The sequence below is a fragment of the Mucilaginibacter sp. genome (assembly GCF_028287845.1).
Taxonomy (GTDB): domain Bacteria; phylum Bacteroidota; class Bacteroidia; order Sphingobacteriales; family Sphingobacteriaceae; genus Mucilaginibacter.
The window spans coordinates 1-11,360 of the sequence record NZ_JAQBOW010000079.1 but is presented as its reverse complement, the minus strand read 5'-3'; the positions used below and the strand labels follow the sequence as shown (position 1 = coordinate 11,360).

Here is an 11,360-nt window from a genome sequence, read left to right as displayed (position 1 = left end):
GATAGTTTTGAAACTCCTGTTTGGTAAATATGCAGCCATAGGTTTCGCCGCTTATTCTTACCACAGGTTCATTGTTAACCATTGTTACAGATACCAATTGGGCTTCATTTTTATCATATCCTATTGGCGATATCAATTCGCCCTTTTCATTTACCGGGGCTTTGCCATGATAGTCATCTTTGTGGCGGAAACTTTGATAAATACGCCATTTACTTAAATCTTTATCCAATAATTTCTCCCAGCCGCCATCATTTATAAATGAGGTGGATAACAGAAAAACAACACTTAATAAAACAACAGGAATAATCTTCTTCATGGTTTTAATGATAAATTGATAATACAATAATACTAAGTATTATATAGGCAAGCTTGGTTTATTAATTATACACAAGTATATAAAACAGATAATGAAAAATACAGTTAATATTGTATAAATCTAAATCTTAATGGCAACAGTAGCGCTGCGCAGCCCGGCAGGTAAATGGATCATGGTATCAACCATACTGGCCTCTGCTATGGCATTTATAGACGCCACAGCATTAAACGTAGTATTGCCATCCCTGCAAAAAAGTTTAAATGCAAGTGGTGCCGATTTATTCTGGATACTAAATGCTTACTTATTAATGCTAGCCTCGCTCATACTAATTGGCGGCGCTATGGGCGATAAACTAGGCCGAAAAAAGGTATTCATGATGGGAATATTGATATTCATATGCGGATCTGCCGCTTGCGGATTGGCTGGCAATGTGTTACTATTGGTTGTTTTTAGAATATTACAAGGCATAGGCGGCGCTTTAATGATACCGGGGAGCTTATCCCTCATCTCCTCCTCAATAAATGCTAAAGAGCGCGGGAAAGCAATTGGCACATGGTCTGCATTTACAACGGTGGTAACTATGGGCGGCCCTATATTGGGTGGTGCTTTGGCTGATGCCGGATTATGGCGATATATTTTTTTTATTAACGTGCCAATTGGGATTGCAGCATTATTAATGTTAACATGGAAGGTAAAAGAAATTAAAGACGAGGATAACACCAAAGGTCTTGATTTCCCCGGAGCCATTACCATAGCGTTGGGATTAGCACTCATTACCTTTGGGTTTTTACGGATACCTACCGTAGGTTTATATCATATACAGGCTTACGGTTCGCTGGCAGCGGGTGTGCTGTTCCTGATTGTATTTATTATCATCGAAATAAAAAGCAATAATCCCATGATGCCGCTAAAGTTATTTGCCAGTTCCACTTTCAGTGGTGCCAATTTGCTTACTTTCTTTTTATATGCCGGGCTTGGCGCCGGGATGTTATTCCTGTCTTTAAACCTGGTACAGGTGCAAGGTTATAGCCAATTGCAATCGGGATTAACATTTTTACCTTTTACGGTGTTAATGATAACCGTTGCCCGTTACGCAGGTAGTTTAGCAGATAAATTAGGGCCGCGGTTATTCCTCATTGGCGGGCCAGCAATAGCTGGCGCGGGATTGCTCATCCTGTCGTTCATCAAACAAACCAATGGGCCTTCCGACTATTGGACCACTTTCTTCCCCGGCGTATTAGTTTTGGGCCTGGGCATGTCTTTCACCGTAGCGCCGCTTACCGCGGCCGTAATGGGTGCCGTGAGCGATCATTTTTCGGGAACAGCTTCGGGCATTAATAATGCCATGACGCGTATATCCGGTGTTTTTGCTAACGCGATATTTGGCGCTTTGGCGGTGCTGTTTTTCTCGGGAGCTTTACAGCATGAAATCAAGACGATTTCTATTAACCCAAAAGATAAGCAGGAAATAATTCAACAAGCCTCTAATTTGGGTAATGCCAAACCACCAACCAGTATTACCGGTACTAATAAACAGATTATTGAAAAAGCTTATCATACCAGCTTTATAAAAGCTTATGCAAATATTATGCGCATTTCGGCAGCGCTTGGTTTTTTTGGCGCGTTAATGGCTTTGATCTTTATCAGGAATAGTACAGTTATAAAAGATAATAAGCCTTAATAAAGCAAGGATTACGGATGCACAATTGTCCAGCCATCATTTCCACGAATAATGATCTCGCCATTACCGCTGGGTACATAGCCAATAAACGAGAATAAGGTAGCCTTATCAATATTTCGTTCTCTTACTGTATTGCTGCATTCTGCTAATATCACCCCCTTTTTTTGTAAAGCCAGTAGTGATGCCTCATAAGGATTTTCTTTTAAAAACATGGTATACCCACCGGCAAATGCAACCAATTCAACTTCCAGCTTACCTTTAAGGCGTGGGTCCTCCAGGGCATTATCAATATTGCGTAAAGTCATTTTTATTTTCGCCGGATCAGCCTCGTCAATAAAATATAAGGCTTTGTAATGATCTTTAGTAGCAGGTGCTCCCTGGTAATCAGCATTGGTTGTTTGTGCCAAAGCAGGTTTCAACAATGCAACACCAACAATGATAATAAAGTATTTAATTAAGTTTTTCATATTAATGGTTTATATTTATGTTTAAAAGTTAATTTTTTTGAGCATCCGCAATTGGTTTAAAAGGACCATATTTATGCTGACTTTCGTTAAACTCATCTGCATAAGGGCCAAACGGGAAGTCGATAGGTTTCTTTTTTATATCCTTCCAATCATTATGCTGATCGAAATGCAGCCGTGGTTGTGAGTTAACAAAAGCCGCTACGTTCCACGCCTCCTCATCCGTTAATTGCGGCTTTTTGTAAGAGGTTCCGTAAGGCATATTGTTTTTCACGAAACCCGCAAAGCTACTTATCCTATACAGTCCGGCACCGTCATTATAGCTATGCCTGCCCCATAAGGGCGGATAAATATATACAGTTTTATTGGCAGCAAGCACCCCGCCGCCATTGGCGCCATGGCAAACCATGCATTTAAGCATGAACACTGCCCTACCCTTTAAAGTATCGGCCCCATGATCCATATAAGCCAGCTTAATAATACCACTACCAGCCGGTTTTTGCCCTTTAACTGCATCCTGGCCTAACCATTTAATATAGGCCACCATAGCCTTCATTTCTTTTGATGTGGTATCAAGCGTCTTACCATTAAGACTTCTTTGAAAACAACCATTGATGCGGCCCGCTATTGATAATACGCTGTTGGTTCGTGCCATAAATTGCGGGTAGGTTGCTGCAACAGCGGTTAGACTAAGTCCGTAGGGTTTAGTGCCTGCATTATTATGGCAGTTCTGGCAATTCATGCCGTTTGACAGTGTCGCAATTTTACCTTTTGGGCCTAAATAATAAGCAGTACGCGCTATCAGATCTTTACCGTACAATATTTCTTTTTCTGGATTGCCCGGCGAGATTTCTGTATTCGAATTGAATATTATACAGATACTGATACAAGTTGCAATTAAAAATAAAAAGCGCATTCTGAGATATTCTTTAAAGCAAAGTAACAAAAATAAATTGTCAGGGCAATTGGCTTAAAGGCTCATCCTTGCTTTTTCTATATCATCCCACATTTTGTCAGGTATAATTTCGAGTGCGTTAAATTGACCCGCACCCTGCAACCATTCACCTCCATCAATGGTAATTACTTCCCCGTTAATGTAGCCTGAAAAGTCAGATATCAGAAAAGCGGCCAAATTGGCTAATTCCTGGTGCTCGCCAAGGCGCTTTAGCGGTACTTTATTCTTAAAATCGAGTTTTTGAGCTATTTCTCCGGGTAATAATTGTTTCCATGCACCTTCGGTTGGAAAAGGCCCGGGAGCAATGGCATTGGTTCTTATCCCATGCTTACCCCACTCTACTGCTAATGACCTGGTCATGGCAAGCACCCCACCTTTTGCACAGGCCGATGGCACTACATAAGCAGAGCCTGTAAAAGCATAGGTTGTTACTATATTTAGTATGTTACCAGGTATTTTTTCTCTAATCCAATACTTACCTAAAGCGAGGGAACAATTAACCGAGCCTTTTAATACAATATCTATAATTGTTGAGAATGCATTGGCCGACAGGCGTTCTGTAGGCGAAATAAAATTTCCAGCCGCATTATTTATTAATATATCTATCCGGCCAAAGGCTTTAACAGCCTCCTGAAGCATTTTTTCAACTTCATCATATTTTCTTACATCGCAGGCAACCGCTAAAACCTTGCCGCCTGTTTCGGCTTCCATTTCGGCAGCCGCTTGCTTTAGTGCATCAAACTTACGGCTGGTGATTACCAAATTAGCCCCTAATTTTAAAAAATAGGTACCCATGGACCTCCCGAGCCCGGTTCCACCACCTGTTATAATAACGGTTTTCCCCTTTAAAGCATCATCCTTTAACATCCCCTTGGTGTTTGCTTGTTTTGTTTCTGCGGGGTCATCAATAGTTGTAGTAGTACTCATATTTAGTTGAATTATGTTCAGGTGGTTCTGGCTTTTAAATTATCAATAAACATTTGTAAACGCTGCCTGCTGGATGGGGCCCACCAGTGTTCGAGCATCCTGTTTAAGGTATCAGTTTGATTGGTTTTTAATTTGTTGATAAGCTCCTTACGTAAATTTAATTTACTCTGGCTCCAGGCAACAGTGTCCAGTTGCATATAAGTTTTTATCTTTTTCTTTGCTGCATCCATCAAAGCCCGCGGAGCAATTACCTCGTCTATTAGTCCTGCATCCAGCGCTTCGTTAACTTTTAAAAGTTTACCTTCCACCAGGTATTGATAAGCTTTATGCTGCCCAAGCCAAAACGCATACAAATTGAAAACACTTTGCGGGATTATAATACCAACAGGGATTTCGTTTAAACCGATAATAAATTCTCCTTCGGCCATTACACGGTAATCGCAACAAATTGCCAAAATACAACCACCAGCGGGGCTGTGACCACTTATAGCAGCTACCAATGGTTTCTTGAAAGAAACTAAATCATATTGAAGAGCTAAAAAATCCACCCAAAATTCTCTGCACTGTTCCTCGTTATACTGATAAGCTTCAATCAGGTCAATACCCGAAGAAAAAAAACCGTCCTTACCTGTTAAGATCACACCACCAATATTATCATCACTCTGTAACGTTTTGATGCAGCTGCTTAGCTCCTTAACCATTTCATGATTAATAGGATTTGAACGCCCTCTGTCGAGTGCAATTACCGCCAACTTATCGGTTACTGTAGTTTGAAGTGTGCTCATCAAATCAATTAACTTACAAAATTGGAACTTCGGTCAATTCATCCAGATACATCTTTTCAATTTCAATATGATATTTTTCTGTGATCACTTTCCTTTTCATTTTTCCGGTTGGTGTAAGCTCTCCGCTGTCAGTTGACCACTCATCAGTAAGCAACGTTATTTTTTTCACTTGCTCCACATGATTAAATTCAAGATTGAATGCATTTACTATGGAATAATACAAGTCGACTACTCTACTATCTTTAACAATTTGTTCGTTGGATGAAAAAGGTATATTATTTTGTAAGCACCATGGTTTTAAATTGGCATAGGAAGGTACAATTAGCGCGGTCACAAATTTCTTTTCTGATCCTACCACTATCATTTGTGCAATAAAGTAATTTTCCTTCATTTTATTTTCGATAGGTGTTGGGGCCACATATTTCCCTCCGGATGTTTTAAATATTTCCTTTTTGCGGTCGGTAATTTTTAAAAACGAATCCTCATCCAATACCCCGATATCACCGGTATGGAACCATCCGTTTTCCATTACTTCTGCCGTTAGTTCCGGATTTTTGTAATATCCATTCATAACACCAGGTCCTTTACAAAGTATTTCTCCGTCGTCGGCAATCATCACCTGTACACCACTCAATAACGGGCCTACCGTTCCAAACTTTCGGCTATTTTTCTGATAGTGGTTAACCGAGATTACCGGTGAAGTTTCAGTAAGTCCATACCCTTCTAAAATAACAATACCGGCAGCCGTAAAGATTTTTTCAAGCCTAACCGGGCAAGCAGAACTTCCAACTATTATAGCACTTACATTTCCTCCTATCGCCTTGCGCCATTTACTATAAACCAGCTTATCGGCTATAGCTAATTTTATTTTATACCAGGTACTCTTGTTATTAATTTCAAATTGGTCGGCTATTTTTACCGACCATAAAAATATCTTACTTTTTATGCCTTTTAATTTCTTGCCTTCAATTATTATTTTCTCAAATACCTTTTCAAGCACTCTTGGCACTGCAGTAAAAAGATAAGGCTTTACCTCTCTCAAATTAACGCCTATGGTGTCCATGTTTTCGGCATAGTAAATAGAATAACCAAAAAAGAAATAAATATAGGTTACCATTTTTTCGAAGATATGGTTCATCGGCAAAAAACTCAAAGCACGTTTTTGCGTTATAGGTATTTGATTAAGCACCAAACCCGAGCCCATTACATTACTCAAAATATTTTTATGGGTCAGCATCACTCCTTTTGGCTGGCCGGTTGTGCCCGAAGTATAAATTATAGTTGTTACATCATTTTCGCTAATAGCATTGCTAACCGCTATTAAATTTTGCCGGTCTTTCTCCTGTAATGGTTTTAATAATTCGGTCCAGTTAGTGCAGCTTTCTATAATATCAAACGTAAAAATTGCTTTTAATGATGAGACTTTGGAGTGTATCTCATTTACCTTATCATACAATTCTTTATTGCTAACAAATACATACTTTACCTCTGCCTCGTTTAGTATCTGTTCAAGTTCTTTAGAATTGGTATTAGGATATAATGGCACTAACACTGCCCCAATTTGTTGCACAGCAAGGTCGGTTATTAACCATTCCGGGCGGCCGGCGCTTATAAGGCCTATTTTATCCCGCCCCTCGGTTGTACCGTCTCCAGCGGAAACGCCCATATCCAAAAGAGCTATGGATAATTGACAAATCATATCATGCACTTGCTGTGTGCTGTATGATTGCCAGGCGCCATTAACTTTAGCATTTAACAAATCGTCCAGAGGCGCTTTGGCCTGAACTGCCATGCAATCAAATAATCTTGTCGCTTTTTCCATGTGTAGGCAGTATTAGTATATGTTAGTATATCATCTTACTTTTTCATTCGTTTAGTTAGGCTAAAAATGCCAACCTATGGTGTTATTATTATAACAATTCAAATATTCCTGCGGCTCCCTGGCCGGCACCTACACACATGGTAACCATACCATATTTTTTATCACTTCTTTTTAGTTCATTAAAAAGCTGAACCGAAAGTTTTGCCCCCGTGCAACCAAGCGGATGACCAAGGGCAATGGCCCCGCCATTTACATTAATAATTTCAGGATCGAGGTCCAACCCTTTAATAACAGCTAATGATTGCGAAGCAAAAGCCTCGTTCAATTCTATCAGATCTATATCTTGCTGTTTAATTCCGGCCATTTTTAACACTTTCGGGATAGCAAATAGCGGCCCAATCCCCATAATTCTGGGCGGCACGCCCACCACTGCATAATTAACCAGCCGCGCAATTGGTTCAAGTTTATTTTCTTTCAAAAAACGCTCACTAACTACCATTACAAAAGCCGCTCCATCACTTGTTTGAGATGAGTTTCCGGCGGTGACTACGCCCCTGGCATCAAATACGGGCTTAAGTTTCGCCAGCGCATCTAATGATGTATCTGCACGCGGACCTTCATCGGTATCCACTTTAAATTCTCTTTTTGTTTTTCGTCCACTCTCATTCACGTAAGTTTCTACAATACTTACCGGTACTATTTCATCTTTAAACTTTCCATTTTTAATAGCGTTGATTGCTTTTTGATGAGAATTGTAAGCAAACTTATCTTGTTCCTCACGGCCTATGTTATATTCTTTCGCAACCGCTTCGGCTGTTAAACCCATCCCCCAGTAATAATCAGGATGAGCAAGAGCAACGTCTGCATTAGGTATTATACGCCACCCACCCATTGGTATCAGACTCATGCTTTCAACGCCACCTGCAATTATGCAATCTGCTATTCCACTGTGTATTTTTGCCGATGCGATAGCTATAGTTTCCAAACCTGACGCGCAATATCGATTTACCGTCATGCCTGGTATCTTATCCGTATCCAGCGCCATTAAAGAGATCAATCTCCCTACATTCAGGCCCTGCTCTGCCTCGGGTGTTGCGTTACCCACTATCACATCATCTATTTGCTCTTTATCAACATTGGGTACCGACGACAACAGGTGTTTAATAACATCTACAGCAAGGGTATCCGGGCGGGTAAATCTAAACCCACCCCTGTTAGCTTTTCCAATTGCACTGCGGCAAGCCGCCACTATATAAGCATTCATTTTATTTAGAATTTATATCTATTAAAATTAATTTCTTAATACTTTTCCACCTGTTAAAATGGATTGAATACGCTCCAACGTTTTTCTTTCAGCACAAAGCGAGACAAAAGCTTCTCTTTCCAGGCCCAATAAATATTCTTCGCTCACTAATGACGGCTGAGACAGGTCCCCTCCGGAAAGAATATAAGCCAGTTTTTGAGATATCTTTACATCATGCTCGCTAATGTAATTACCGCTATACATGGTGTTGGCACCAACATAACCCAAACCCAGAGCCTGTTTACCCAATACCCTGATATCAGTGCGCGGGATGGGTTGTACATATCCTTCTTCTGCCATCATCAGGCAATGCTGCTTTGCTTCTGCTAATAACCTGTTTGGAGATACAACCACTACATCGCGGCCTTTTTTTAGATAGCCTAATTCAAAGGCCTCATAAGCAGAGGTAGAAACCTTTGCCTGGCCGATGGTTAAAAACCTTTCCCTAAAGTTGTTTAATTCAATATCGCCTTCCTGAAGTTCATCCGATAGACGCAAGGCAAATTCTTTGGTGCCGCCGCCGCCCGGGATCAGACCTACACCAAACTCCACCAATCCCATGTACAATTCGGCATGAGCCACTACTTTATCGGCATGCATACACATTTCGCAACCACCCCCTAATGCCATCTGGTGCGGGGCAACTACTACCGGAACAGAAGAATAGCGTATACGCATCATTGTATGTTGAAACGTTTTCACAACCATGTTCAGCTCATCAAATTCCTGTTCAACAGCCATCATAAATATCAACCCTACATTGGCACCGGCACTAAAATTGGTTCCCTCATTTGAGATAACCAAGCCTTTATAACTTGTTTCGGCAAGGGTAATGGCCCTATTAATGCCTTCTATTACTTCGCTCCCTATTGTATTCATTTTTGTATGAAACTCCAGGTTAAGTATTCCATCACCAATATCAATAATGGTTGAGCCGCTATTTTTCCATATAGTATTTGTCGTACGGATATTATCCAGCAATATGAAGTTTTCTGTACCCGGGATTACTTTGTAGCTTTTAGTCGGGATATCATAATACCATCGCGTACCATTTTCTGTTTTGTAGAAACTTTTTGCTCCGGAAGCTATCATATCATACACCCATCGCGCGGGTTTATACCCGGCAGTTTCCATTTCTTTTAAGGTATTATCTACACCCAATGCATCCCATTTTTCAAAAGGACCCATCTCCCACCCAAAACCTGCATTCATGGCAGCATCTATTTTATAAAACTCGTTTGATATTTCGGGTATACGATTACTGGAATATGCAAAAAGCTGGTAAAAGGTAGCGCGATAAAAGTCGCCGGCTTTATCCTTTGCAGCAAACAAAATCTTGAGTCTGTCCTTCAAGCTATCAACTGTTTTGGTAGTTTCTAACGAGGCAAACTTTACCTTTTGCGAGGGTTTATATTCCAGTGTTTTAAGATCCAGTGCATAAAACTGATTAATACCATTAACCTTTTCCTTTTTATAAAAACCCTGACCTGTTTTACTTCCCAGCCAATTGTTATGAAGCATGCCGTTCACAAAATCAGGTATCCTAAATAGTTCCTTGGCTTCATCATCCGGCACGTTTTTGCTTAGTCCGTTTGCAACATGTACCATAGTATCTAATCCAACCACATCATTGGTGCGGAATGTTGCCGATTTGGGATGGCCAATAACCGGGCCCGTAAGTTTGTCTACCTCTTCTACCGTCATACCGGTTTTGTCAACGTAGTGCAGTACGCTCATGATACTGAAAACACCGATACGATTGCCTATAAATGCAGGTGTATCTTTGGCCAGCACGGTAGTTTTACCCAAATACTTCTCGCCATACTCCATTAAAAAATCCACAACGCCGGATAATGTATCCCTGGTAGGAATAATTTCTAACAACTTCAAGTATCGGGGAGGATTAAAGAAATGGGTGCCGCAAAAGTGGTTCTTAAAATCTTCACTTCGGCCCTCGGTCATTAAGTGTATGGGGATGCCTGAAGTATTGGAAGTAATGAGGGTGCCCGGCTTTCTATATTTTTCTACCTTTCCAAATACTTTTTGCTTGATATCCAAACGCTCAACTACCACTTCAATCACCCAATCGCATTCTGCAATTTTTGGCATATCATCGTCAAAGTTCCCGGTTATTATTCGCCTTGCGAAAGACTTTAAATAAATAGGTGAAGGGTTTGATTTCAATGCGAAAGCGAGGGCATCGTTAACTATTTTATTCCTGGTTTTCTGATCATCAGAGGGTGCATTTTCAGGCACTATATCAAGTAGTAATACCTGTAGGCCGATGTTTGCAAAATGACAGGCAATACGGCTACCCATCACACCCGAACCCAATACTGCTACTTTTTTTATAATTCGTTTGGCATCCATGAAACACACTTATTTATATTGAAGGATTTGAAATTTGCTTTAGGATATAATTGTTAAGTAATTTACTCATTTCTATAGTATTATCAATTTAATTAATCTAATCAGGCATTATTTATTCCTGGGTATAGTCATTACTTTTAGGGGCCTTCATAAACAATTGGCTCAATTCCTCGGGTAAAATAGCAAGTTTGCGTTTTGTAGTATCCATCCATGCTCCATCTGCTGTAATTACAGCAGCTTTAACACCATTGCTCCGGAATAGCTCATGCCTGATAGACCAGCGCGAACCATCGGGACGTGCTTTGGTGAGTTCGCATGTTATCCTGATGTGTTCATTCATGCTTATTTCACGCAGATAAATTAATTCTTCCCTGAATAATACCGGGCCTATTTTAAATTTATAAAGAGTAGATAGTTTTAAGCCAATACTTTCAAGCATGGTTAACCTGGCCTGCGCGGCAAAGTCGGCATACGCAGAATGCCTCATGTGCTGATTTGAATCTATTTGCGACCATAGTACCTGCCCTTCATAAAAAACGTTCATGGCATGATCATTTGAATTATTACCAGAATTTTTAACGGCTTTAGTTAAGCTCATAACAGAGAAAGACTTTAAAAACAATATTTATTTTCAGTGATCATCTTTGCAGCAATATTTCTTCGTGCTTGTGTGGTATTAATATCTTCGGTTTTAGTATAGCGCTTTAGTCCTATCATCATCATTTTTCTTTCATCAC

10 protein-coding genes are annotated in these 11,360 nt (G+C 40.2%); 1 reads left to right on the top strand and 9 read right to left on the bottom strand.

Annotation, left to right across the window (positions count from 1 at the left end; all coding sequences use genetic code 11):
- Window positions 1-316, bottom strand: a 316-nt coding sequence (locus tag JWP71_RS07700; RefSeq protein ID WP_299498332.1) for a hypothetical protein, incomplete at its 3' end; no start/stop codon positions are given.
- Between the two features lie 130 nt (window positions 317-446).
- Between JWP71_RS07700 and JWP71_RS07695 the strand changes: the two genes are divergently transcribed.
- Window positions 447-1,997: an MFS transporter gene (locus JWP71_RS07695; protein ID WP_299498331.1), complete on the top strand. Its 1,551-nt coding sequence runs from the start codon at window positions 447-449 to the stop codon at window positions 1,995-1,997.
- Between the two features lie 11 nt (window positions 1,998-2,008).
- Here JWP71_RS07695 and JWP71_RS07690 read toward each other — a convergent pair whose 3' ends face one another.
- The 8 genes from JWP71_RS07690 to JWP71_RS07655 form a co-directional block, all read right to left on the bottom strand.
- Complete coding sequence (locus JWP71_RS07690) at window positions 2,009-2,464, bottom strand: DsrE family protein (protein ID WP_299498330.1); 456 nt, start codon at window positions 2,462-2,464, stop codon at window positions 2,009-2,011.
- Window positions 2,465-2,492: 28 nt separating this feature from the next.
- The gene (locus JWP71_RS07685) at window positions 2,493-3,377 is read right to left on the bottom strand and encodes a c-type cytochrome (protein WP_299498329.1); all 885 of its coding nucleotides are present in this window, start codon (window positions 3,375-3,377) and stop codon (window positions 2,493-2,495) included.
- Between the two features lie 54 nt (window positions 3,378-3,431).
- On the bottom strand, window positions 3,432-4,343 hold the full coding sequence (locus JWP71_RS07680; RefSeq protein WP_299498328.1) for an SDR family oxidoreductase: 912 nt from the start codon (window positions 4,341-4,343) through the stop codon (window positions 3,432-3,434).
- 17 nt (window positions 4,344-4,360) lie between these two features.
- Entirely contained in the window at window positions 4,361-5,128 is a 768-nt protein-coding gene (locus tag JWP71_RS07675) for an enoyl-CoA hydratase/isomerase family protein (RefSeq protein WP_299498327.1), read from the bottom strand.
- Between the two features lie 13 nt (window positions 5,129-5,141).
- The gene (locus JWP71_RS07670) at window positions 5,142-6,920 is read right to left on the bottom strand and encodes a long-chain fatty acid--CoA ligase (RefSeq protein ID WP_299498326.1); all 1,779 of its coding nucleotides are present in this window, start codon (window positions 6,918-6,920) and stop codon (window positions 5,142-5,144) included.
- 118 nt (window positions 6,921-7,038) lie between these two features.
- The gene (locus JWP71_RS07665; RefSeq protein WP_299498325.1) at window positions 7,039-8,214 is read right to left on the bottom strand and encodes an acetyl-CoA C-acyltransferase; all 1,176 of its coding nucleotides are present in this window, start codon (window positions 8,212-8,214) and stop codon (window positions 7,039-7,041) included.
- Window positions 8,215-8,241: 27 nt separating this feature from the next.
- Complete coding sequence (locus tag JWP71_RS07660) at window positions 8,242-10,623, bottom strand: 3-hydroxyacyl-CoA dehydrogenase/enoyl-CoA hydratase family protein (protein WP_299498324.1); 2,382 nt, start codon at window positions 10,621-10,623, stop codon at window positions 8,242-8,244.
- Window positions 10,624-10,735: 112 nt separating this feature from the next.
- Complete coding sequence (locus tag JWP71_RS07655; protein WP_299498323.1) at window positions 10,736-11,221, bottom strand: acyl-CoA thioesterase; 486 nt, start codon at window positions 11,219-11,221, stop codon at window positions 10,736-10,738.
- Window positions 11,222-11,360: the final 139 nt, after the last annotated feature.

Excerpts from the sequence above, each read along its gene's own strand:
- JWP71_RS07695 (WP_299498331.1), top strand. The coding sequence starts at position 447 with ATGGCAACAGTAGCGCTGCGCAGCCCGGCAGGTAAATGGATCATGGTA.
- JWP71_RS07690 (WP_299498330.1), bottom strand. The coding sequence starts at position 2,464 with ATGAAAAACTTAATTAAATACTTTATTATCATTGTTGGTGTTGCATTG.
- JWP71_RS07685 (WP_299498329.1), bottom strand. The coding sequence starts at position 3,377 with ATGCGCTTTTTATTTTTAATTGCAACTTGTATCAGTATCTGTATAATA.
- JWP71_RS07680 (WP_299498328.1), bottom strand. The coding sequence starts at position 4,343 with ATGAGTACTACTACAACTATTGATGACCCCGCAGAAACAAAACAAGCA.
- JWP71_RS07675 (WP_299498327.1), bottom strand. The coding sequence starts at position 5,128 with ATGAGCACACTTCAAACTACAGTAACCGATAAGTTGGCGGTAATTGCA.
- JWP71_RS07670 (WP_299498326.1), bottom strand. The coding sequence starts at position 6,920 with ATGGCAGTTCAGGCCAAAGCGCCTCTGGACGATTTGTTAAATGCTAAA.
- JWP71_RS07665 (WP_299498325.1), bottom strand. The coding sequence starts at position 8,214 with ATGAATGCTTATATAGTGGCGGCTTGCCGCAGTGCAATTGGAAAAGCT.
- JWP71_RS07660 (WP_299498324.1), bottom strand. The coding sequence starts at position 10,623 with ATGGATGCCAAACGAATTATAAAAAAAGTAGCAGTATTGGGTTCGGGT.
- JWP71_RS07655 (WP_299498323.1), bottom strand. The coding sequence starts at position 11,221 with ATGAGCTTAACTAAAGCCGTTAAAAATTCTGGTAATAATTCAAATGAT.